Consider the following 23,152-nt stretch of genomic DNA (forward strand, 5'->3'; position numbering starts at 1 on the left):
GTTGCGCAACACCATGAAGGGCATGCCGTTGTCGCCGAAACGGTAGCGAATGATGTCGCCGCCGGGCAGCACCACCGAATCCAGGGCCACGGGCGCAAGCTGGCCATGCGGACCATGGGGGTTATGGGGACCTTGGGATGCATGGGATGCACCCCCGGCGGCGTTGCCCCCATTGCCCCAATTTGCATAGCAAAACCACGAGATGTTGCGCCCATTCTCGCGACAGCGCAGCCGCGAACAGCCCTTTTGCCCGCTGGCTGTGTCAAACGGCGCCTGCCACGTCGGGCGGATACGAGAAGAGTATGCGCCCTGGTGGCGGGCTTGTTTTCCTTGCCAGCGAACAAAAATGCGTGTTCGCGACGCCGTCCGGGGCGTACATGTAGCGCGTCTGCCCCGCGCGCACGAGGCGGCCCGTGTTGTCGTAGGCAAAGACACGCTCCGTCTCCAGCATCCGCAGCGCGTCGCGCGACATGCCGGGCAGCGGGTTCACCCTTGCCGTGATGCGCTGGCCCGCCGTGTTGTAGGTGTAGCGTTCCGCCACTTGGCCGTCGCGGCGCGCCTCGGTATGATTACGGATTGTTGACTTGTGTTTTTATGTTTGAAGATATAGGCAATGCGAATATGCGGCTGTGACTTTTGGGCTTGAAGGAGGGCGCGTGGGCGCGTTCAGAAAAAATCTGATAGTCGTGTTGTTGCTGTTTTTTGTGGCTGTTGATTATTTGATATGGGATTTGTTTGATGCATCTTTGAGCATACAGAATACATACATAATTGTGGCGTGCCTAGTGAGATTGTTTATCTTTGGGCTCGCCGTGTTCGCCGCGAGGCAGGCCAAGTTTGGTGCGTTGGGGGTGAAAGCTGTTGTTTCTTATGCGGCAATACTATTTATCATTTCGCTTTATTCGGGTGTTCCTGAAAGGATTCCTGGTCTGAACATAATTCCTTTCAATATTGTATGGTTCTGGAACGATCCTCTTGATATAGATAAATCATTAAAGGGAGCAATGTTGATTTTTTACTTTGTAGTATTGTGCTGTTATGGGGCATTGTTGAAAAATGGAAAGAAAAGCGGCGTTCGGTGACGCCGCTTTTCTGTTATTTATTGATGAACTCTCCTGAGTTCTTGTCGCGTGGATGATCAATTTCTCTCCATATTCTTTTTGCCTTTTGGAGAGACGCGTCTACTAGTTCAGGCATGGCGAATCCCCATGAGATAGGTGAAGTTGCTTCATCAAGCACCTGAATACTCTTCATGCCCTTGCGGAGTTCCTGCCCTTTGTCCCTGAGGATTTCTTGCACACGTCGCTTCTCTTTTGAACCATAGGGTGCCCAGAACGGGGCAACGCTAGGTACGATCGTTGTTCCCTCCAGTCCCAGCGGGTCGAAGGCGCTGACTGGGTCGTCCACGCAATAGTCGTAGGGGTCGTGGTCGCCGCCGGTGTCGCCCAGCGGGTCGGGCGCGGTGAAGCGTCCGGTGCGCGGGTCGTAGTCGCGAAAGCCGAAGCGCACGAGGCCGGTGTGCCGGTCCGTCAGCCCCCCGGCAAAGCCCAGCGGCAGGAAGAAGTGCGGGCAGGTGTCCAGCAGCGGGATGCCGAAGCTGTCGTATTCCATGCGCTTCACCACACGGCCATCGGGGTCCAGCAGCGCCTTTGGCGTGCCCGCCTGGTCGCACCCGATGCGGAAGGTGACGGAACGCTGCGGCACGGCGGGTTCCCCGGCCTTGCGGAAGATGGACGGGTCCAGCAGGTTGCCGTCCAGGCTGTCCAGCGCGGGGCCGCGCACGGTGACCGCCTCGGGCACGCGGTCCCCGCCGTAATGAAAGGTGTAGTCCGAGCCGGTGCGGTGGTCGCGGAAGCGGGCCAGGCGCAGCGGGTCGAGCCATTGGTATTCCTCGCTGGGCGCGTGGTTGCGCAACACCATGAAGGGCATGCCGTTGTCGTTGAAACGGTAGCCCGGTATTAGCTTGGCAGTTATTGTGTTTTTCTATATGTGTAGTGGCGTTGATTGCCGAGCGCATTGGTTGCCGGGTTGTTGCCGTGTCAAGATTTTTCGTTTGATGTTATATCAACGATGCAGAGAGGTTGGAGGATGGGTGGTGTTGTGGAAAGGTTAAGGCTCGACACTTTGATGTTTCAGCATGCTGCAATAATATTGATTGTTGTCGTGGATCATGTTGTTTGGTTTGGCATGGGTATCTCTGATGAAGTGAATATTGCATACGTTATTTGCGGTAGTATTTGCTCTTATGGCAACAACGCACGAATCTATGAATAGAATTCTGACAGCAATGATGGTGTACTGTTTTTTTTGATAGCTCTGGTTGGCGGCTATAGTCATAGTGGATATCATTATAGGATAATTCCGTCTGAGGATGACGATTTTATGCATTTCAAGAGGATGGATGATGTAAGGCCAAATATTGGAGTATTGTTTTTGTCGTCATGCGTGTATCTCTTCGTTATATATTTTGCACATAAACGCGGCATCGATTCTAAAAAATAAGGCAATATGTTATGGTGCCGGAATGGAGTACATATGAAATTTGATTTTGAGGCGATACTTGTTCAGCGTGTCGTTGTGGCGCTGATCGTTGTTGTTGACCATTTCGTATGGTATTTTGCTGATTTTTATAAAGATGTAAATGCGTACTATATAGTTGTCATTGAATTTTTGCGGATAGCAACTGTAATTTTTGTGTTTTTATATAGAAGCGATAATGTGATGAGGAAAATTCTTACTGGTATGATGCTATACTCATTTTTTCTTGCATTCGTAAATCTGTATGGAAGCAGTAACTCGTACTATGGACTGCATCAGCGTACCATAACAAATATGTTCTATTTTAAAAAATCATCAGATATAGAGTTTAAAGACCTGTGGCCGGCATTTTTTGCATGCATTTATCTTCAATGCATATATTTCGCTCATAGATATGGAGAAAAGAGAATCGCAAAATAGTGGTGGCCACCTTCCTGTGGAAGGTGGCCACGGCATTACTTGTCGATGAATTTGCCGGTTCCCGAATCTCTCGGATGTTTTGCCGGGTCCCATTCCTTATTTTGAGGGGGGGTGCCGTCGGCTTTGTGTGATTTTTGCTTTTCAGAAATTTTTTTAAAGAGATAGCTAATGGGCTGAAATTCGTCAGCGTGTACAGCCCCCGTCCCGAACCCGCGTGCGCGGGAACCCGCCTCCTCCTGCATTTCGGCGATGCCTTCCTTCTTCTCTTTGCTTCCGTATGGGTATGACCACCACGGGCGCAGGCGCTTCAAGATACCCTCTCCTTCCAGGCCCAACGGGTCGAAGGCGCTGACCGGGTCGTCCACGCAATAGTCGTAGGGGTCGTGGTCGCCGCCGGTGTCGCCCAGCGGGTCGGGCGCGGTGAAGCGTCCGGTGCGCGGGTCGTAGTCGCGAAAGCCGAAGCGCACGAGGCCGGTGTGCCGGTCCGTCAGCCCCCCGGCAAAGCCCAGCGGCAGGAAGAAGTGCGGGCAGGTGTCCAGCAGCGGGATGCCGAAGCTGTCGTATTCCATGCGCTTCACCACACGGCCATCGGGGTCCAGCAGCGCCTTTGGCGTGCCCGCCTGGTCGCACCCGATGCGGAAGGTGACGGAACGCTGCGGCACGGCGGGTTCCCCGGCCTTGCGGAAGATGGACGGGTCCAGCAGGTTGCCGTCCAGGCTGTCCAGCGCGGGGCCGCGCACGGTGACCGCCTCGGGCACGCGGTCCCCGCCGTAATGAAAGGTGTAGTCCGAGCCGGTGCGGTGGTCGCGGAAGCGGGCCAGGCGCAGCGGGTCGAGCCACTGGTACTCCTCGCTGGGCGCGTGGTTGCGCAACACCATGAAGGGCATGCCGTTGTCGCCGAAACGGTAGCGAATGATGTCGCCGCCGGGCAGCACCACCGAATCAAGGGCCACGGGCGCAAGCTGGCCATGCGGACTATGGGGGGCGTTGGGACTGTAGGGATTGGGGGATGCATGGGGTGCGCCATCGGCGGCGTTGCCTGCGTTGCCCCCGTTGGCCCCATTTGCATAGTAAAACCACATGCTGGAGCGCCCTTCCTCGCGGCAGCGCAGCGTGCCGTCCGGGGCGTACATGTAGCGCGTCCGGCCCGCGCGCACGAGGCGGCCCGTGTTGTCGTAGGCAAAGGCGCGCTCCGTCTCCAGCATCCGCAGCGCATCGCGCGACATGCCGGGCAGCGGGTTCACCCTTGCCGTGATGCGCTGGCCCGCCGTGTTGTAAGTGTAGCGTTCCGCCACCTGGCCGTCGCGGCGCACTTCGGTCAGGTGGCCGCGTCCGTCGTGGGTGTAGTCGTAGCTGGCGGCGCGCCCGCCGCCGCGTTCCTGTTTGGCGCGCAGCCTGCCCTCGGGCGAGAAGGTGCACTGCACGTCCAGCGCAGGGGGGATGTCGCCGGACTGGGGAGCGACGGCGGAGGCAGAGGCGGCGGACTCGTCCGTCCTGCCGGGGGCACCCTCGGCGCGGGAATGGGGCGTGTGGGGTGCGGGCACGGCGGAAGCTTCGGAAGCGGCGAGAGCCGCAGGGAATGCGTCCGCGCCGTACCCCGGCCCGGCGGGTGCCGCCCTTCCGGCAGGCACAGTCCCTCCGGTGGTCACGGGCTGTTCATTGCGGGGCCGTTTGGCGAACACCACGGTGCGCAAAAAGTCTTCGGTGGACATGGCCTGGGGTGAACGCTGGGCAGGGGCGCGGCGGGATGCGCGCCCGCGAGTGGCTGCGGACATGGCACTTCCTTTGGTTGATGATGGAAATGCCGCACCCGTAGCATGCGGGTTTCGGCCCGGCGTTGCCGCAACAGGGCCGCAGCGGGGTGGGGTGACCGTCCGGAAGGGGTACGGCCATGGCGTGACCCGGACGCAATCTGGATGCATCCCGCTCGTGGCTTCGGCATGGCCCGCCCGCCATCACGGAGGTACCCGACCGCTACCGGGCATCCCCTGGGCAGCATCCCCTCGCCATCCCGCCGTCATCCGGATGTTCCCCCCTTCGGACAACCGCAGCCCCCTTCCTCCGGCTCCCCTAGTCCGCGCCTCCTTTCCGGCCCCCGATCCACCCCGGCGCGTCTTGACCTTGCCGGGTGGCTTGATTAGCGTGGCACGTCTTCACTCCACGCGGTGCGCCGGGGGCCCGGCGCGTCATCTCCGTCACCACCCAGGCGCGGCCGTGCCGCCATCGCTGGCCGCCATGCGCCCGCCAGCGCGGCCCGCCAACGTGCCCCCAAACACGCGGGGCGTACATCCGAGAGGTAGGAAACATGGTCCAGAAAGCGGAAACCATCTGGTTTGACGGCAAGCAGGTGCCCTGGGACGAAGCCAACGTGCACGTGCTGACCCACACCCTGCATTACGGCGTGGGCGTGTTCGAAGGCATTCGCGCGTACAAGTGCGCCGACGGCGGGTCCGCCGTGTTCCGCCTGCGCGAGCACATGCAGCGCCTGCTGAACTCGGCCAAGATCCTGCGCATGGTCATTCCCTACACCGTCGACCAGCTCGTGGACGCCGTGGAAGAAACCCTGAAGCGCAACAAGCTGGCCGAAGGCTACATCCGCCCCCTGTCGTTCGTGGGCGCGGGCGCCATGGGCGTGTACCCCGGCGACAACCCGGTGCAGACCATCATCGCCACCTGGCCGTGGGGCGCCTACCTTGGCGCAGAGGCGCTGGAACACGGCATCCGCGTCAAGACCAGCTCGTTCTGCCGCCACCACGTCAACGCCATGATGACCAAGGCCAAGGCCTGCGGCAACTACGTGAACTCGGTGCTGGCCAAGATGGAAGCCAAGGCCGACGGCTACGACGAAGGCCTGATGCTGGATACCCAGGGCTTCGTGTCCGAAGCCACCGGCGAAAATATCTTCATCGTGCGCGGCAAGCTCATCAAGACCACCCCGCTCACCTCGGTGCTGGACGGCATTACCCGCAACAGCCTGATCACCCTGGCCCGCGAACTGGGCTACGAAGTGGTGGAGCAGCAGTTCACCCGCGACGAACTGTACATCGCCGACGAAGCGTTCTTCTGTGGCACCGCCGCTGAACTGACGCCCATCCGCGAGGTGGACCTGCGCGTCATCGGCCAGGGCACCGCCGGTCCGGTGACCAAGCACCTGCAGGGCGAGTACTTCAAGGCCGTGAAGGGTGAAAACCCGGCCTACGCCCACTGGCTGCACCGCTATACCATCTAGGGTCCGTCCGTGTATGATCGCCGCACGCCGGGCACCCGTCCCGGCGTGCGGCGTGCGTTGCGGCCCCCGCCAGCCCGGATGGCCCGGAATCGCCCGTAGCGTCCAGATTTTGCCGCCCCACGGCACGCACCAACCCGCGCCCCGTCCGGCGTCCCGTCCTTCCGCGCGAAGGCGGGCGGGACAGGCGGCGCTGCAGGCCCGCACTTCATGAGCAACGCCCCCCTCACCGCCAGATACCGCCCGCAGACCTTCGCCGAGGTGGCCGGGCAGGAGACGGTAAAGGCCATCCTTTCCCGCGCCGCGGCGGAAGACCGCGTGGCCCCCGCCTACCTGTTCAGCGGCACGCGCGGGGTGGGCAAGACCACCATCGCCCGCATCCTGGCCAAGGCGCTGAACTGCGAAAAGGCCCCCACCGGCGAGCCGTGCAACACCTGCGAACAGTGCCGCAAGGTGGTCATGGGCAACCACGTGGACGTGGTGGAAATCGACGGCGCCTCCAACCGGGGCATCGAGGACGCCCGCCGCCTGCGCGAGGCCATCGGCTACGCGCCCATGGAAGGCCGCTACAAGGTCTTCATCATCGACGAAGCCCACATGCTGACGCGCGAGGCGTTCAACGCCCTGCTGAAAACGCTGGAGGAACCCCCGCCGCGCGTCACCTTCGTGCTGGCCACCACCGAGCCGCACAAATTTCCCGTGACCATCATCAGCCGCTGCCAGCACTTCACCTTCAAACGGCTGCCCGAGAACGAGCTGGAAGCCCACCTGACCGGCGTGCTGACCCGAGAGGGGCAGGACTTCGACCCGGCGGCGGTGCGGCTCATCGCGCGGCGGGCCGCTGGCAGCGTGCGCGACTCCATGTCGCTGCTGGGCCAGGTGCTGGCCCTTGGCGGCGACCGCCTGACCGTGGAGGGCGCGCGCGGCGTGCTGGGCCTGGCCGGGCAGGAACTGTTCTTCGAGGTGATGCAGGCCCTGGCCTCGCAGGATTGCGTGGCGGTATCCGCCGTGGTGCGCGACCTGCTGGACAAGGGCGTGGACATAGGGTTCTTCCTGCGCGAACTGGCCGCCACCTGGCGCAACCTGTTCATGCTGCGTCAGGCGGGCGAGGCCGCCCTGCCCGCGCTGGACCTGCCGGAAGAAGAAGCCCGCCAGTGGCTGGAATGGGCGCCTAAGTTCGAGATCACGCACATCCACGCCTGCTGGCAGATGACCCTGGAAGGCCAGCGCCGCGTGCTGACCAGCCTGGAACCGGCCATGGCGCTGGAACTGCTGCTGCTGAACCTGGCCATGCTGCCGCGCCTTGTGTCGCTGGAGCAGCTGTCGCGCGGCGGCGGGGCAGGCCCCGCCGGTGGGCGCGGCGTGCCCGGTGGCGTGGGTGGAGCGGGTGGCGGACCTGCTGGCGGTTCGGGCATGCCCGGTGGGGGCGCGGGGGGCCACGGCTCCATGCCGCCTCGGCAGGGCGGGTACGGCGGATACGGCGGATATGGTGGACAGGGCGGACAGGGCGGATATGGCGCCCAATCCGGCCAATTCGGCCAATCCGGCCAATCCGGCGAATCGTTCCCGCAGGCCCAGCCGCCGCAGGGCCGGTATCCCGGTCCGGGGCAGGTCCGGCCTCAGGCCGCGTCGTCGGCATCGTCCATGTCTTCGTCGTCCGGCGTGCCCGGTGTGCCGGGCATGCAGCCCGCGGGCGGCTTTCCCCGTCCCGAGCGAGCCGCCCCGGCGGCGGCCCCCGCCCCCTCGCGCGGCGGTTCGGACACCTCGCTGCCGTGGGATGACGTGCCGTATCCCGCGCCCGGCGCAGGCGCCGTGCCCGGAGGCACCGCCGTGGCGGGTGCCCCCGGTGGCTCCGGTAGCCCCGATGGGGTGGACGCCGCGCCTGACATGGCATCCGCACCCGCCCCTCAGGGCGAGGGCACGTGGGACGGCTTCGTGCGCTACTGCGCGGAACGCAGCAACGGCGGCAACGGGTTGTCCGTGCTGGGCCAGGCGCGTGGCCGCATGGACGGCGGCCGCCTGATCGTGGAGACGCGGTTCCGCACCCAGTACGAGCACCTCTGCTCCACCGGCAATCAGGCCGCCCTTGCAGAATACGCCCGCGCCTACTTCGGCGACGGGACCACGGTGGAGGTGCAGCCCCCCACCACCCGCATCAAGACCCCCTCGGAACTGCGCGCCGAGGCCGAACGGCACCCCGCCGTGGGCCTGCTGCGCGAACAGTTCGGGGCCACCATGCTGTCCTGCCGGCCCCTGTCCGACAGCCAGCTTCAATAGAACCATCCGGAGGAATCCATGCGCGGTATGAACGACCTCCTGCGCCAGGCGCAGGTCATGCAGACCAAGATGAGCAAGCTTCAGGCCGAAATGGCCGACCGCACCCTTGAAGCCACCAGCGGCGGCGGCATGGTCAAGGTCACCGTCACCGGCAAGCAGGAAGTGAAGGCCATCGTCATCGATCCCAAGGCCGTGGACCCCAACGACGTGGAAATGCTCCAGGACCTGGTGCTGACCGCCGTCAACGAAGGGCTGCGCCAGGCCAAGGACATGATGGAGAAGGAGATGGGGGCTTTGACCGGCGGGCTCAAGATGCCCGGCCTCTTCTAGCCGCGCTCCGTCCTTTCGTTCTCCGGCTTCGTCAGCCGCGCCTTTCGCTCCGGTCACGTACGAGAAGAGCGCGATGCGGTCGCCATCCGTAACACTCACGGTGTTCGTGTAACGGCTGCCGCACGCTCCCTGCGCGAAAGCCCCGGCTTCCTTGCCGGAGAACGAAAATCCTGTCGCGCGGGGGGCTAACCTTCTGCAATGCCGCCCCGGTGAAGAGGGAAACAAAATCCCCTCCTTGTGGCGACGCCTCCTGTGGTGCCTGTGCCGCAAGAGAACGAAAAATCTGTCGCGCGGCAACTGTCTCAGAGCCTGTGCAACGGCAGGAAAAACCGATTTCCGCAATGTAACCCGGAGTGTCCGTGCAGCGACTGCCCGAACCGTTGAAGGCGCTGGTGGAGCAGCTCTCCCGGCTGCCCGGCCTTGGCCCCAAGTCGGCCCTGCGCCTTGCCATGACCCTGCTGAAGTGGCCCGCCAGCGAAACCCGCAGGCTGGGCCGCGCCGTGCATGACCTGCGCGACAACCTGCACCTGTGCGGGCGCTGCGGCGCGCTGACCGACGTGGACCCGTGCGGCATCTGCACCGACCCGGCCCGCAGTGGTGAGACGCTGTGTCTGGTGTCGGAGTGGGATTCCCTGCTCACCCTGGAAGAGGGCGGCTTCTACAAGGGCCACTACCTCATCCTGGGCGGTCTGCTGGCCCCGCTGGACAACCTGCACGCCGATTCGCTGGAACTGGACCGGCTGACCAAAAGGATGGCCGAAGGCACGGTGCGCGAGGTGGTCATGGCCCTTGGCACCACCGTGGAGGCGGAAAACACCGCCACCTACATTCGCAACATGATCGCCCGGCAATACCCGCAGGTGCGCGTGACCCGGCTGGCCCAGGGCATTCCGCTGGGGTCCGAGGTCAAGTTCATGGATCGGGAGACGCTCAGGCAGTCGATGCAGTACCGCCAAGATCTGTAGGCTCGAAAAGGTCTTTTTGCCCCCGGCGTCGTCAGGCTCGCTCCGTGCGCGGGTCGCTAAGGAAGCGCTCTGCGGTCGCCATCCGTAATGCTCGCGCGAGCGCTTGCATAACGGCTGCCGCACTCCCCACGCCCGGAACTCGCCTTCCTTGCCGGGGAACAAAAATCCTCTTTTCGAGCGGCTTCCGCCTTTGTCACAAGCAAAGGCAGAAGCCGTGGCTTGTCAGAAAAGAAACCCCGCCCACCTTCGCAATGAAGGCGGGCGGGGTTGTTTACATGCGATGTGGATGTCGCGGGCCTGTCCGGTTCTGTTCGGGGTGCCCGTCAATCAAGGGGGACCGGGGGAAGATGTTCCCCCGGCGGGGTCCGGGGCGGAGCCCCGTTTCCCATTTGTCGCGGTCCTGCCCGGCGGTAGCCGCCTACGCCGCCGTACCCTTGGCGTCTGCGTCGGGCATGGTGTTGCCCGAAGCGGGTCGGCACTGGGATTCGATGCGTTGGGCGGCGCATTGGGCCAGTTCGCCCACGGTGCACAGCAAGAGGCGCCCGCGTTCGAAGTGTTCCACCGGGGCGTCGCAGGTGCGCAGGCCGCGCAAGGCAAGCAGGGCCTCGGGCGCGCCCAGCACGCCAAGGGACCAGGCCGCCGTGCCGCGCGCGGGCAGGTCGCAGTCGGCAAGGCCCGCCAGCAGGGCGGGCACCGCCGTTTCGGCAAAGCCGGGCAGTCCGGGCCGTTCCTGGGCCAGGCGTCCGATGGCCCAGTACACGCCGCGCCGCAGGGGGGCGTGGTCGCAGTAGTTGTCGTCCTTGCCCGTCTCGCGCACGTACGAGACGAGGATGCGGTGGTATTCGTCGGCAAGGCGGGGGTGGCAGGCCAGTATTTCGCCGAAGGCCTCGGGGATGCCCCAGCCGATGTTTCCGGATTCCTCGTTCATGTGCCACATCAGGCGGCGCATGATGATGCGGGCGTCTTCCATGTTGGCGTCCGCGATGCGCGCCACCACCCGCCCCAGGGCCACCACGGCGCGCCATTTGGCCTCGCCACCCAGCAGCAGTGACGACAGCAGCGGGCCAACGGCGCCTTTGCCGGGCAGCGCCACGATTTCGTCCAGGTGTTCTTCCCACTCGGCGGAAGCGAGCAGCGCGCGCAGGTGGGTCTTCAGCGATCTGAAGCGGGGCATGCTCTCCTCCTTTCCCGTGTCGTGCCGGGCGATGGATTCGCCCGGGCGTGCAGCATATACCATAACAAGGTGAGCGCACGATGCAACCCCGGCCTGTTGCAACCCGTCGCGGCCCGGTTGGTGGCGGCCTGAACCTGTCCGGTCAGGCCTGCACTGAAAGGGGATGAGCGCGCATCCGGCCATGCGTCCGGCCAGTGTCTGGCCCGTGTCTGGCAGCGCCGCCCTGCATGCGGGCGCGTCAGGTGTTGCGCCTGGTGATGCGTCCGGTGACGCGTCCGGTGTTGCGTCCGGCCCCCTCGGTGTTCCGGATGCAGCGGGCCCGGCCAGCCGACCGGTCTGCCAGCCCTACCGGTCTGCCCGTCCGACCGCTCCGGCCAGCGCAGCCGGGCGCGCGGAGGAGCGGCCCCCATGGCCGGTTGCGGGTGTCGCCTCGTTGCGCGCCCCATGGCGATTGGATATGCTGGAAGGAGATTCGATATCCTTTCGCCCAGACGTTCTGCCCAGACTCGCTACCCGGACTCGCTACCCGGACGTTCTGCCCGGACGCTCGGCCCACATACTTCGTCCACACACTCCGTCCGGACACTTCCCCCAGACGCTCCGCCAGAGGCTACGCATGTCCAGCGCCGCAGACCGTCCCCCCAGCATCGCCGCCCGCCGGGCGCGCGTGGCGGTGCGGCGCGGCGCGGGCGGCTGCGCAGCCGCGCGTTGCGACACGTCCCCGGTGTTTCTCGCCTGTCTCCGTTCTCCCCTTGCACGGCCATGATGGGCCCCCTGCGCAGCATCCTTGCGCGCTGCTGGGCGCGTTTTCCGCTGCGGCCCCTGCTGCGGCATGTGGTGCCGCCCGCCCCGGGCCTGCGCCTGCGGATGGTGGGGTGGTGTTCTCTGGTCTGCCTGTTGCCGCTGGGCATCGTCAGCGCGGTGTTCGTGCAGGTGACCACGGTGCAGACCGACAGCTACCTGCATGCGCAGGGGCGCACCCTGGCCGATGCGGCCTCGTTGCAACTCACCCGCCTGTCGCGCACGGCAGAGGCCCTGGCCCGCGTGGTGGCCGGACTGCGGGTGGAATACGACGGCGACATGCCGGGACTGCGCCTGCGCCTGTCCGAACTGCACGGCCTGTGGCCCCGCGCCTGCATCGAGGTGTTCGACATGGGTGCCGAACCCGTGGTGCGGCTGCTGCCCGCCAGCGGCGGGCCGGAGCGGCTTGCGGGAGGCGTCACGCCCAACGGCGCCACCACCGACGGGGCGCTGGTGGTACGCCAGGCGTTGCGGGGGCTGACGCGGCGCGACGTGTTCCGGTCCGTCGACGGGCTGGCCATCAAGGCGGTGGTGCCGATCATCGTGCCCCTGGAGCAGGCGGGTTCACGCCACGGCGGGAAAATCCGGCGCCCCCTGCCCACTCCCATGGGACCGGCATCCCTGCCGGAATCTTCTCTGGGCGGCATGGTTCCGCTGCCGCCCCAGATGTCCCTGTCGAGCCAGATGGAACAGGCCCCGTACGCGCCGTTTGCCTCCGATGCGGAGGAGATCACGGGCCAGGCGGACCTGGAAGGGCTGGCGGCCCGGCAGCACGGGCGCATCGTGGGGGCGGCGGTGGTGTCGTTTCCCATGAACAGGTCGCTGTTGCGCGGTCTGGGCGATGCTGTGCGCGCCGACGTGGCGGTGTTCGACCTGGGCGGCGAGCGCCCGCGCGGCACGCTGTTTCCCGGTGACGGCACCGCCGACGTGGCCGACTGGCCGGACCGGCCGGACCGACCGGACCGACCGGACCGACCGGACCGGCCCGACCTTGCGCAGGGTGCGTCGCCTGGTGGATTGGCTGGCGGGGGTGTGGCGGGCGGTGTGCATTCCGGCACCGGCGCGTCTGGCGGCACTGTTTCCGGGGGCGGCTTTTTCGGCAGGGCGCAGGGTTTCGGTCAGGCGCAGGGCCTGCCCTTCCTGCAACGCTATGAACAGGTGGCGGGCAAGCCCTATCTGGTCAGCTACCAGCCCCTGCCGGGGGGCAGCGGCATGCCCGTGGGCGCGCTGGCCGTGTTCGTGGACGTGGAGCCGCAACGCTCGCGCCTGCGCACCGCCGTGGAATACACCCTGCTGGCCGCCGTGGTGGCCCTGGGGCTGTCCGTATGCACGGGGTTTCTCATCGCCGATCGGGTGGTGCGGCCCCTGCACGAACTGCTGCACGCCATCCGGCGCATTTCGCTCGGCAACTACAGCGAACGGCTGCCCCCGGCGGGCATGGCCGAGATAGGCCAGCTGGCCCAGGCCGTGAACCACATGGCCTCCACGCTGGAGGAAAACCGCACCAGCCTTCTGGGCGCCTTGCAGGAAAAGGTGGAGTCGGGCGAGCGCCTGGCCCGCGCCAACCGCGAACTGGAGTTGCTGAACTGGGAACTTACCCGCGCCCAGGCCAACTACCGGCGCATTTTCGAGGAATCGGCGCAGGGCATCTACCAGTCCACGCCGCAGGGCCGTTTTTTGCGGACGAACCCGGCCATGGCGCGCATGTTCGGCTATTCTTCACCGTACGAGATGGTGTCGTCGGTGACGGACATCGGCGAGCAGTTCTACGTGCGCCCCGGCGAGCGCGAGGAACTGCTGCGCCGCCTGCGCCAGGAGGGGCGGGTGTCGCTGGAAACCTGCCTGCGCAGGCGTGACGCCAGCGTGGTGCACGTGGCGCTGACCGCCCGCGCGGTGACCGGAGAGACCGGCGAGCAACTGTACATCGAGGGCGCGGTGCACGACATCACCGAGCGCGTCGAGCGCCACCGCGCCGAGCGCGAGCGCGAGACCGCCGAGGCGGCCAGCCGCGCCAAGACGCAACTGCTGGCCCGCATGAGCCACGAGGTGCGCACCCCGCTCAACGCCCTGCTGGGCATGGCCGATGTGCTGGACCGCACCCCCCTGGAGCCGGAACAGCGCGGTTACCTGGACGTGCTGCGCAATTCCGGCCATTCGCTGCTGGCGCTGCTGAACGACGTGCTGGACTTTTCGCGCCTGGAAGCCGGACGGGTGGTGCCGGAGCGGGTGGGCTTTCGCCTGGGCGAGATCATGGCGCAGGTCTGCCGCCAGATGGAACCCGCCGCCAGCGCGGACGGGCGCGGCCTGCGCCTGGACTGGGCCGTGCTGCCCGGCGTGCCCGACGCGCTGGTGGGCGACCCGCTGCGGCTGCGCCAGATTCTGGGCAACCTGGTCTCCAACGCGGTCAAGTTCACCCCTGCGGGGCGGGTGATGGTGCTGGCCCAGCCCGCCGACGGCAACGTGCCCGACCGCGATGCCGGGCCAGTCGCGTCTCCGGTCGCATCCCCGGTCGCATCCCCGGTCGCGCACCCCGCCACGCCTTCCGCGTCGCCGGACGAGGTGCCTTGCCGCCCGTCCTCCGGCAGGCGGATGGAAGTGTTGTTTTCCGTGGCGGACACGGGCATCGGCATTCCGCCGGAACATCAGGACGTGGTGTTCGAAAGCTTCATGCAGGCGGATTCGTCCATTACCCGCCAGTACGGCGGCACGGGGCTGGGGCTGTCCATCTGCCGGGCGCTGGTGGAAATGCTGGGCGGCGCCATCTGGCTGGAAAGCGCCCCCGGCAGGGGCACCACCGTGTATTTCACCCTGCCCATGCAGCCCGCCGGCGAAGCCGTCTGCGTGCCGAATCCGGCGGGTCTGGCAGGTCTGGCGGAAACGCGGCCCCCCGGTGCCTCCGAGCCCTTCGAGGGCACGGTCATGCCGGTTTCACCAGCCGCATCAGGCGCAGCCGTCCCGTTGATCGCGCGGGATGTTCCGGCCGACGCACGGGCCAGCGTACAGGCCGACCCCGTCACGCCCGTCATCCCAGTCACGCCAGTCACGCCGGGCGATGCTGTCGTTCCGGTCGGGGGCGCGGCGACGGAGGGCGTGCCCGCCGCCGGTGCCGCCGGTGCCGCCGGGCTGGCCGGGGCTCCGGTCCCGCCAGACCTGCCGGACGCGCGGCTCGGCGACGAGGGCTCCGGACCGCAACGGTCCCTGTCCATCCTGCTGGTGGAGGACAGCCCCAGCAACCGCCTGCTCTTTTCGCTGTACCTGCGGGGGCGCCCCTGCGCCATCACAGAGGTCCACAATGGCGAGGAGGGCGTGGCCGCCTATGCCACGGGACGCTTCGACCTGGTGTTCATGGACATCGAGATGCCGGTGCTGGACGGCTATCGGGCCACGCGGGCCATCCGCGCCCTGGAGCGCGAACGGGGCCTGCCGCCCACGCCGATCATTGCCCTGACGGCGCACGTGGTGGGTGAATTCCGCAACGACTGCGCGGCGGCGGGGTGCACCGGCTTTCTGGCCAAGCCCTTTTCGCGCGGGGAATTGCTGCGCTGCATGGCCCGCCACTGCGGGGGCGGCGATGCGGCGGGGGATGCCTGGCCGACCGGGAGCGATCTGACCGGCGGCAGTGATTTCACCGAGGGGGCGGGGTCTCCGGCGGGCAATCCGTCCAGTCCGGGCCCGGAATAACCGGGGGACGGCTGGCCGGGCTGGCCGGGCTGGCCAGGCTGATCGGGCGGGCAGCCGGACTGGTGGGCCGGGAAGTGCCGGTGGCGTCGGCGGCTGTGCCCGAAGGTTCAGCGCAGTCCAGCCACGTCCAGCACCACTTCCGCAGCCATGCGTCCGCCGCCGCGGCGGGGGGCCATCCATTCCTCGAAGCGGTGGCGCACCACTTCGCGTCGCAGGGGGCTGCGCAACTGTTGCAGCAGGGCCTCCGCCAGGGCGTCGCCGTCGGGCACCTCGGCCAGCAGTCCGGCCTCGGCCAGTCCCCTGTCCGTCAGTCCCCCGTCCATGGTCATCCCTCCGTCCTTGGCCAGCCCCCCGGCCTTGCCCAGCCCCCCGGCCTTGCCCAGCCCGTGATCCACCCATGCGAAATTCTCGCGCGATGGCCCCACGCAGGGCACCACCCCGTGGGTCAGTGGTTCCAGAAAGTTCTGGCCGCCCAGCCGGGCCAGCGAGCCGCCCACGAACACGGCGGCGGCGCTGGCGTACAGCGCTGCCAATTCGCCGAACACGTCCCAGATCAGCACCGTGCCACGGTCGGAAGACTGGCCGTAAGGCGCGGCCACGCGGCGCGAACGGAGTTCCCACGGCAGCCCGGCCTGTTCCAGCGCGTTCACCCACGCGGGCACGCGGTGCATGTGGCGGGGAGCCACGGCGATGTCCACATCGGGACGCTCCTGCACGATTCTCTGGATGACCGGCAGCAGGGCGGCTTCCTCTTCCTCGCGCACCGAACCCAGCACCGCCAGCGGGGCTCCATCCCGCAGTACCGTGCCCGCAAGGCCGGGCACGCCCGGCACGCCGGACGCGTCGTGTGCGCCGGGCACGCCGGATTCGTCCGGTTTTTCGGGCTGGGGCAAGGCCCGGTCGAACTTGATGTTGGGCATGACCGAGGTGCGATGGTGCCCGAACAGCAGGCCGAAGCGCTGGGCGTCGTCGGGCGAGATGGCGGCGATGCGCGCCGGGGCCAGCCCGCGCCAGAAGTCGGGGGTGAGCAGGTACCCGGCCAGGGTGCGCGGGGTCATGCGCCCGTTGACCACGGCCACGGGGACGCCCCGCGCCGCGCAGGCGGACAGCAGGCCGGGCCACAGTTCCGTTTCCAGCAGGGCCACGGCGCAAGGGCGGGCCTGGTCCAGCGCGCGGCGCATCAGGACCGGCTCGTCAAAGGGAAAGTAGCGCACCTGCACCCGCAGGCCGGGCCGGTGTGCGGCGGCCCAGTCACGGGCCTTTTCCAGCACCTCCACCCCCTGCCGGGTGCACGAGGTGAGCAGCACGGCGAGTCCGCCGTCCTGAGAGCACGGGGGAGCGCATGGGGGGGAGGAGGGGCATGGCCGGTCGGGGTTGCCCGTGGCGTCGTCCATGGTGCCGTCCGGGGTGCCATCCGTGGCGTCATTCGGGGCGTCGGGGGCGGAGCCGTACGTGATGCCCCCCGTGCCGGTGCCGTCCAGGTGGCGCAGCAGTTCCCACGCCAGATAGGCCTCGCCGCCGGAGGCCGCCTGCACCCACAGGTGGGCCGCCTCGGCCCAGTGGTCGGGCACCAGGCGCTGGTCGTAGCCTTCGGCCAGGCGGGCATTGCGGCGCAGCAGGGGGCGGGCCAGACGCCAGACGCCGCCGTAGACGGCCAGCAGTGCGGCGTGCAGAGGGTCGGACTTCATGCGGGAACCTTTTGGCGAATCAGGGAAAAGATGTGTCGGAAAGAACCGGGGCGGACATGGTGCGGGCCGCGGCAACGCCTCAGCCCGCGTTGGCGGCCAGCTTGCCGTTGCGCGACACGGCATCGTGCAGGGGCATGCCCAGCCGGACGGACAGGGCCTGCTCTATCTCCACGGCCTGCTCGTGCGATTCGCGGATGCGCTCGCGGATGCGTTCGGTGCGGCCATACCGCTCCACGAGGTCGTCGAAGCGTTCCTCCAGCGTCACCAGCTGGTCGTGCTTCACGCGCTTGTCGGCGTAGATGATGATCAGCGGCATCAGCCATTCCCGCACGGTCACGTCCACTCGCCACGGCCAGTGCACGTGGTGCATCACCCCCTGGGCGATGCGCGGGTTGCCCGTCTCGTGCAGGGTCCACGCGCCGCCGAGCTGGGCGTGGTTGCCCCCGAAACGGATGGTGTAGTCCTTGGCGATGTCGTGCAAGAGGGCGCTGGCCAGCACCGAGGGCAGATGGATGTCCGTGCTGTTCGGGCCATTCGGGCCGTCCGCGACATTGTCCAGCGCCGCGCGGGCCAGCGCCATGGCCATGTCGGCCACCCTGAGGCTGTGGGCGCGGATGTGGTCGGGCATGGCGTAGCGGTCCCACAGGGCATGGCAGGCGGCCATGTCGGGCACGGGCCAGACGTCTCCGGAACCGGAGGGGTTCGGGGACGCGAAGCTGAGGGGCGGCAGGTCGTCCGGCGTCATGCAGCGGACAGCCGCCGCCTCGCGCGGATTTTCCACGTCGCCGGTAAAGGGCATACCCACGGTGGCGGTCATGCGGTCTCCTCTGGTGACGCGCGGGCCGGGCGGACCGCCGGATGCCGGTCCCGTGCGATGCGCCGCGCGTTCGCCACATCCGCAAACATAACCACTGGCCGGGCAAAAGGCAAAGCGCGCGCCTGCGGGCGTCTGCGCTTTCGCCGCGTTGACAGCAGCCCTTGGCACGTCGTAGCACCATCGGGACACGGTGCGGAGGGCATGGGGTTGCCCGCGCGAAACCGTGCGGGCGGCGGGCCATGCCCAAGGGGCGGCACCGCCGTCGCGTCGCGCCTGACCGGCCCACGGCCCGGCGGCGCATCATCGTCCGGCGGGCGGCCCGCGGGATTCGGCCCACAGCGGCCCACCCGGGTGCACCGCCGACGCAGCGACAGGCAGGAAGACCAACGTGAGCGTGAACTTCTCCACGGCCTTCAAGGATCCGGATCTTTCCCGCGGCCTTATCGAACGGCTGCACCGCGAACTGGACCGCCCCCTGCGCTTCATGGAAGTGTGCGGCACCCATACCGTGGCCATCTTTCAGAGCGGCATGCGCCCGCTGCTGCCCGCCGGGGTCAGGCACCTGTCCGGCCCCGGCTGCCCGGTGTGCGTGACCCACGAAAGCGAGGTGGCCGCCTACCTGCAACTGGCGGAAAAGCCCGGCGTTATCATCGCCACCTTCGGCGACCTGATGCGCGTGCCCGGCCCCGGCGGCGACAACCTGAAGCTGGCCCAGGCCAAGGGCGCGCGGGTGGAGATCGTCTACTCCGCCCATGACGCGCTGAAACTGGCCGCCGACAACCCCGGCGACACCGTGGTGTTCCTGGGCATTGGCTTCGAGACCACCGCCCCCACCGTGGCCGCCACGGTGCTGATGGCGCGGCAGCAGGGGCTGGCCAACTTCTGCGTGCTCTCGTTCCACAAGCTGGTGCCGCCCGCGCTGCGGGCCCTGCTGGCCGACCCGGACTGCGCCGTGGACGCCTTTCTGCTGCCGGGGCACGTGTCCACCATTCTCGGCATGGAGCCGTACCGCTTCGTGGCCGAAGAATTCCGCACCCCCGGCATCATCGCCGGGTTCGACCCCGTGGACATCCTGCAAGCCCTGCTGATCATGGTGGAGCAGCGCAAGACGGGCGAATTCGCCATCGTCAATTCCTACCGCCGGGCCGTGGACGACGCGGGCAACCCCCGCGCGCGCGAGATTCTGGACACGGTGTTCCAGACCGCCGACGCCCTGTGGCGCGGCATCGGCTGCATTCCCGGCAGCGGTCTGGTGTTCCGGCCCGAGTTCGAGCAATACGACGCCATGGCCCGTCTGGGCCTTACCCTGCCCGAGGCCAGGCCCATCGCGGGCTGCAAGTGCGGCGACGTGCTGAAGGGCAAGATGCAGCCCTGCGACTGTCCGCTGTTCGCCAAGGCCTGCACGCCCGCCAAGCCCGTGGGGCCGTGCATGGTCTCCACAGAGGGCAGCTGCGCCGCCTACTTCAAGTACAACGTGGAGGCCTGATCGCATGGCCGGGGATACGCTTCTTCTCGACTACGGCAGCGGCGGCAAGGCCGCGCACCGGCTCATCGGTGAACTGTTCCTGAAACACTTCGACAACCCCGTGCTGCGCACGCTGGACGACGCCGCCCGGCTGGAAATGACCGGCCCGCTGGCCATGAGCACCGACAGCTACGTGGTGGACCCGCTGTTCTTTCCCGGCGGCGACATCGGCACGCTGGCCGTGCACGGCACCGTCAACGACGTGGCCATGCTGGGCGCGCGGCCCCGCTACCTGAGCTGCGGGTTCATCCTTGAGGAAGGGCTGGACATGGAGGTGCTGGAGCGCATCGTCATCTCCATGGGCAACGCCGCGCGCGAGGCCGGGGTGTGCATCGTCACCGGCGACACCAAGGTGGTGCCGCGCGGCATGGCCGACAAGGTGTTCATCAACACCACCGGCATCGGCGAGATCATCGCGAATCCCTCGCCCAGCGGGCATTCCGCGAAGCCGGGCGATGCCGTCATCATCAGCGGCAGCATGGGCGACCACGGGCTGACCATCCTGTCGCACCGGGAGGGGCTGAACTTCTCCGCCGACGTGCGCAGCGATTCCGCCGCGCTCAACGGGCTGACCGAACGGCTGCTGCTGGAGGTGGGCGACATCCACGTGCTGCGCGACCCCACGCGCGGCGGCCTTGCCACCACCCTCAACGAGATAGCCGGGCAGTCGGGCGTGGTCATGCGCATCGCGGAACGGGACATCCCCGTGCGCGATGCCGTGCGCGAAGGCTGCTCCTTCCTCGGTCTGGACCCGCTGTACCTCGCCAACGAGGGCAAGCTGATCTGCATCCTGCCGCAGGAAAAGGCCGACGCGGCCCTTGCCGTGCTGCGCCAAAGCCCCCTCGGGGCCGACGCCGCCCGCATCGGCACCATAGTGGCCGCCGATGGCGCCGGGCCGGGCCGGGCCGGGCAGGTCATCCTGGAAACGCCCATGGGCGGCCATCGCCTGCTCTCCATGCTGGAGGGCGAGCAGTTGCCGCGCATCTGCTGACGGCGGCGGGCTGGAAAGAAGACGAAGATAAGAAGAGATTGAATACGAGAGAGGGGGGCTTTGAAAAGCCCCCCTCTCTCGTGTTCTCACCCCGCAAACGCTCTGGTTGGGGGCTCACGGCGAACGCGCGTGGGTGCCTCGCGCTGTACAGAAAAATTGTGCAGTTGTTTCAGGGAGAGTCGTTTTGTTATGCGGATGTTATTTGCAATTCGTTATAAAATATAACATTGAGCGCGGGTGCATTCTGATGAATCTCCTTACCTGGTGCGATGAAAACATCTACCCAGCAAGGAGGCCGTATGCTGTTTTTGACCAACAGGGTGCCCAAGTCGGGTGGCAAGGGCAAGTATGGGAGAAGTGTTGCGTTCGACTCCCGGAACAATGAGGTTTCGTCCTCGCTGCTCTTTTGCATCAGGGATGGCGAAGACAGCTACAGGGAGGTTGGAAACGAAGCCTTTTTTGATTCGTTGAGGCAAGACGCGGCGAATCATATCGTTTTGTATATCCATGGGTTCAATAATTTTCTGGAGGAGGATATTTTTCCGCGCACGGCGCAGTTGCAGGGTCTGTTCAATGCTGATGATGGTGACCGGGTGGTGGTTGTCCCCCTGATCTGGCCGTGCAACGACAAGGTTGGAGTGGTGCGTGATTACTACGACGACCAGCGCACGGCGGATTACAGCGGCGGGATATTTCACAGGGCGCTCGGAAAGTTTTTCCAGTGGCAGGAAAAACGATCTGGCGATGATGGCCCGAAATGCTTGAAGCGCATCAACGTGCTTGCTCATTCCATGGGAAACAGGGTGTTGCGCGGCGCTTTGAACGGTTGGGCAACCTATGAACAGGACGGGGTTCCTCTGGTCTTTCGCAATGTCTTCATGGTGGCGGCCGATGTGGAGAACGAGACTCTCGCCAAGGGGAAGCCGGGCCGTTTCATCTCGGATGCCGCGAGGAATCTGGTTGTCTACCATGCCGCCGATGATCTTGCCATGCGCGCCAGCAAGGTGGTCAACCTGAAGAATGCGATCGCTTCGCGGCGTCTGGGGCACACCGGGCCCGAGGATTGGGACGAGGTTGCGAACAATGTTCATGCCGTCGATTGCGACAACGTGAACATGACCCTTGATCCGGGAAACGGGCATACATACTTCGGGGCCTATGCGGATGGCAGCCCTGGCCCCGTTTTCAGGCATATTGCGGAATGCGTCCGGACGGGGCGTGTCACCGCTCCGCCTGAAGAGCTGACCTTGCGGGATAAGGCAGGGTAGATGGACGTTCATGGGGCTTGCCTGAAAAAAAACGCCGCCGGGCATGCAGCCCGGCGGCGTTGGCAATCTGGCGGGGGAGGCGTGTCGCTACCGCGCCCCCTTGGGGAACAGGATGACCCCCACGGTCTTGAGCACGATCTTCAGGTCCAGCAGGGGCGACATGTTCTTGATGTAGTACAGGTCGTATTCCAGCTTGTAGCGGGCGTCCTCTATGGAAGCGCCGTACGGGTAGCACACCTGCGCCCAGCCGGTAACGCCCGGCTTCACGGTGTGGCGCACGTAGAAGTAGGGGATGACCTTTTCCAGTTCGCGCACGAACTGCATGCGTTCCGGGCGCGGGCCGATCAGCGACATGTCGCCGCGCAGCACGTTCCACAGCTGGGGCAGTTCGTCGATGCGCACCTTGCGGATGAACTTGCCCACCTTGGTCACGCGGGTGTCGCCCTTCTGCGCCCACACCGCGCCGTTCTTTTCCGCGTCCACGGTCATGGAGCGGAACTTCAGCACCGTGAATTCCTTTTCGTGCAGGCCCACGCGCTTCTGCTTGTAGATCACCGGGCCGGGCGATTCCAGCCGGATGACCAGGGCGGCAACGGCCATGATCGGCAGGGTAAGCACCAGCAGCACGAACGAGGTCAGCACGTCGAACACCCGCTTCAGGCGCTGCATGGACCCCTGCGTGTTCAGGTTGAAGCCGTCTTCCATCAGCAGCCATTCGTCGCGGATGAGGCTGACGGGAATGCGCCCGGCCACGTGTTCGTACAGGGTGCGGATGTCCACCACCATCAGGCCGCCCAGTTTGGCGCGCAGCAGTTCGCGGGCGATGTCCTCGTCCAGCGGGGCGTCGGGCAGCATGACCAGCATGGTGGCGCCGTTGCTGCGCGCAACCCCCAGCGGATCGTACGAGGGGCCAAGGCACGGCCCGGCGTCGGCGTCCATGTCGCCTTCGCCCACGTAGCCCAGGATTTCGGCGTGGGGCATGCTCTGCGCCAGCAGGCTGCGCACCTTGCCCGCACGGTCCACGCCCACCAGCACCACCTTGTGCCGGGTCATGAAGCGCTTGCCGATGCGGTGCCACACCACGCGCCAGGTCAGGCACAGGGTCACCACCAGCACCAGCAGCAGCACGAAGGTGGCCCGGTCGAAGCGCCAGCTTTCGAACGAATAGAAGGTGAAGCCGGTGGCGATGACCCCCAGCACGGACGCCACGCCCACGCGGGCCACGGAATCGCGGAAGTCCTCGTCGCCCACCGAATAGCAGTCCAGCACGTAGAACGAGAGCAGGAAGAAGAAGGTGGTGAAGAACGAGGCGCCCGTATAGTCGATGAGCACGCTGTATTCGTCCGGCAGCATGATTTCGCCGATGGCGTACAGCGCGATGAGGATGCACAGGGCATCCAGCAGACGGAACAGGCCGTTACGGATATTGTCGTTCACGCATTCCTCCCGGA

At 66.2% G+C, this 23,152-nt stretch carries 16 protein-coding genes; 9 read left to right on the forward strand and 7 right to left on the reverse strand.

Going from position 1 to position 23,152, the window contains the following annotated elements:
- Window positions 1-262: 262 nt before the first annotated feature.
- The gene (locus tag K6142_RS00005) at window positions 263-541 is read right to left on the reverse strand and encodes a hypothetical protein (protein WP_190243761.1); all 279 of its coding nucleotides are present in this window, start codon (window positions 539-541) and stop codon (window positions 263-265) included.
- 115 nt (window positions 542-656) lie between these two features.
- Between K6142_RS00005 and K6142_RS00010 the strand changes: the two genes are divergently transcribed.
- On the forward strand, window positions 657-1,082 hold the full coding sequence (locus K6142_RS00010; protein WP_190243762.1) for a hypothetical protein: 426 nt from the start codon (window positions 657-659) through the stop codon (window positions 1,080-1,082).
- 13 nt (window positions 1,083-1,095) lie between these two features.
- Here K6142_RS00010 and K6142_RS00015 read toward each other — a convergent pair whose 3' ends face one another.
- On the reverse strand, window positions 1,096-1,929 hold the full coding sequence (locus K6142_RS00015; RefSeq protein ID WP_223290221.1) for an RHS repeat domain-containing protein: 834 nt from the start codon (window positions 1,927-1,929) through the stop codon (window positions 1,096-1,098).
- Window positions 1,930-2,993: 1,064 nt separating this feature from the next.
- Window positions 2,994-4,733, reverse strand: a complete 1,740-nt coding sequence (locus K6142_RS00020; protein WP_223380697.1) for an RHS repeat domain-containing protein — start codon at window positions 4,731-4,733, stop codon at window positions 2,994-2,996.
- A gap of 530 nt (window positions 4,734-5,263) precedes the next feature.
- On the opposite strand from K6142_RS00020, the gene K6142_RS00025 reads away from it, so the two are divergent.
- The 4 genes from K6142_RS00025 to recR all read left to right on the forward strand — a co-directional run bounded on the left by K6142_RS00025 (window position 5,264) and on the right by recR (window position 9,756).
- On the forward strand, window positions 5,264-6,187 hold the full coding sequence (locus K6142_RS00025; RefSeq protein WP_012613377.1) for a branched-chain amino acid transaminase: 924 nt from the start codon (window positions 5,264-5,266) through the stop codon (window positions 6,185-6,187).
- A 207-nt stretch (window positions 6,188-6,394) separates the two neighbouring features.
- Window positions 6,395-8,461, forward strand: a complete 2,067-nt coding sequence (gene dnaX, locus K6142_RS00030) for a DNA polymerase III subunit gamma/tau (RefSeq protein WP_190243764.1) — start codon at window positions 6,395-6,397, stop codon at window positions 8,459-8,461.
- 18 nt (window positions 8,462-8,479) lie between these two features.
- A complete protein-coding gene (locus K6142_RS00035; RefSeq protein WP_190243765.1) occupies window positions 8,480-8,791 on the forward strand; it encodes a YbaB/EbfC family nucleoid-associated protein in 312 nt (103 codons plus the stop codon).
- Between the two features lie 359 nt (window positions 8,792-9,150).
- Window positions 9,151-9,756 (forward strand): recombination mediator RecR, encoded by a 606-nt coding sequence (gene recR, locus K6142_RS00040; RefSeq protein WP_190243766.1) that lies wholly within the window; start codon window positions 9,151-9,153, stop codon window positions 9,754-9,756.
- A 418-nt stretch (window positions 9,757-10,174) separates the two neighbouring features.
- On the opposite strand, the gene K6142_RS00045 is transcribed toward recR, so the two are convergent.
- Window positions 10,175-10,930 carry a DVU0298 family protein gene (locus K6142_RS00045; protein WP_190243767.1) on the reverse strand — a complete coding sequence of 252 codons (756 nt, stop codon included), beginning with the start codon at window positions 10,928-10,930 and terminating at the stop codon, window positions 10,175-10,177.
- A 762-nt stretch (window positions 10,931-11,692) separates the two neighbouring features.
- Here K6142_RS00045 and K6142_RS00050 point away from each other — a divergent pair.
- Window positions 11,693-15,412, forward strand: a complete 3,720-nt coding sequence (locus K6142_RS00050) for an ATP-binding protein (protein ID WP_190243768.1) — start codon at window positions 11,693-11,695, stop codon at window positions 15,410-15,412.
- Between the two features lie 107 nt (window positions 15,413-15,519).
- On the opposite strand, the gene K6142_RS00055 is transcribed toward K6142_RS00050, so the two are convergent.
- Window positions 15,520-17,100, reverse strand: coding sequence for a 3-deoxy-D-manno-octulosonic acid transferase (locus tag K6142_RS00055; RefSeq protein ID WP_190243769.1), 1,581 nt, complete (start codon window positions 17,098-17,100; stop codon window positions 15,520-15,522).
- A 79-nt stretch (window positions 17,101-17,179) separates the two neighbouring features.
- Window positions 17,180-17,917 carry a phosphohydrolase gene (locus K6142_RS00060; RefSeq protein WP_190243770.1) on the reverse strand — a complete coding sequence of 246 codons (738 nt, stop codon included), beginning with the start codon at window positions 17,915-17,917 and terminating at the stop codon, window positions 17,180-17,182.
- A gap of 388 nt (window positions 17,918-18,305) precedes the next feature.
- Here K6142_RS00060 and hypD point away from each other — a divergent pair, with 388 nt between their 5' ends.
- The 3 genes from hypD (at window position 18,306) to K6142_RS00075 (ending at window position 21,701) form a co-directional block, all read left to right on the forward strand.
- On the forward strand, window positions 18,306-19,403 hold the full coding sequence (gene hypD, locus K6142_RS00065) for a hydrogenase formation protein HypD (protein WP_411722677.1): 1,098 nt from the start codon (window positions 18,306-18,308) through the stop codon (window positions 19,401-19,403).
- Window positions 19,404-19,407: 4 nt separating this feature from the next.
- The gene (hypE, locus tag K6142_RS00070) at window positions 19,408-20,433 is read left to right on the forward strand and encodes a hydrogenase expression/formation protein HypE (RefSeq protein WP_190243771.1); all 1,026 of its coding nucleotides are present in this window, start codon (window positions 19,408-19,410) and stop codon (window positions 20,431-20,433) included.
- Window positions 20,434-20,732: 299 nt separating this feature from the next.
- A complete protein-coding gene (locus K6142_RS00075) occupies window positions 20,733-21,701 on the forward strand; it encodes an alpha/beta hydrolase (RefSeq protein WP_190243772.1) in 969 nt (322 codons plus the stop codon).
- Window positions 21,702-21,788: 87 nt separating this feature from the next.
- On the opposite strand, the gene K6142_RS00080 is transcribed toward K6142_RS00075, so the two are convergent.
- Window positions 21,789-23,138 carry a TIGR03013 family XrtA/PEP-CTERM system glycosyltransferase gene (locus K6142_RS00080; protein WP_190243773.1) on the reverse strand — a complete coding sequence of 450 codons (1,350 nt, stop codon included), beginning with the start codon at window positions 23,136-23,138 and terminating at the stop codon, window positions 21,789-21,791.
- Between the last annotated feature and the right edge of the window lie 14 nt (window positions 23,139-23,152).

Source organism: Nitratidesulfovibrio sp. SRB-5 (assembly GCF_019931275.1).
Lineage (GTDB): Bacteria > Desulfobacterota > Desulfovibrionia > Desulfovibrionales > Desulfovibrionaceae > Cupidesulfovibrio.

Coding starts and splice junctions, on each gene's coding strand:
- K6142_RS00015 (WP_223290221.1), bottom strand. CDS start 1,929: ATGCCCTTCATGGTGTTGCGCAACCACGCGCCCAGCGAGGAATACCAA.
- K6142_RS00020 (WP_223380697.1), bottom strand. CDS start 4,733: ATGTCCGCAGCCACTCGCGGGCGCGCATCCCGCCGCGCCCCTGCCCAG.
- K6142_RS00025 (WP_012613377.1), top strand. CDS start 5,264: ATGGTCCAGAAAGCGGAAACCATCTGGTTTGACGGCAAGCAGGTGCCC.
- dnaX (WP_190243764.1), top strand. CDS start 6,395: ATGAGCAACGCCCCCCTCACCGCCAGATACCGCCCGCAGACCTTCGCC.
- K6142_RS00035 (WP_190243765.1), top strand. CDS start 8,480: ATGCGCGGTATGAACGACCTCCTGCGCCAGGCGCAGGTCATGCAGACC.
- K6142_RS00045 (WP_190243767.1), bottom strand. CDS start 10,930: ATGCCCCGCTTCAGATCGCTGAAGACCCACCTGCGCGCGCTGCTCGCT.
- K6142_RS00050 (WP_190243768.1), top strand. CDS start 11,693: ATGATGGGCCCCCTGCGCAGCATCCTTGCGCGCTGCTGGGCGCGTTTT.
- K6142_RS00055 (WP_190243769.1), bottom strand. CDS start 17,100: ATGAAGTCCGACCCTCTGCACGCCGCACTGCTGGCCGTCTACGGCGGC.
- K6142_RS00060 (WP_190243770.1), bottom strand. CDS start 17,917: ATGACCGCCACCGTGGGTATGCCCTTTACCGGCGACGTGGAAAATCCG.
- hypE (WP_190243771.1), top strand. CDS start 19,408: ATGGCCGGGGATACGCTTCTTCTCGACTACGGCAGCGGCGGCAAGGCC.
- K6142_RS00075 (WP_190243772.1), top strand. CDS start 20,733: ATGCTGTTTTTGACCAACAGGGTGCCCAAGTCGGGTGGCAAGGGCAAG.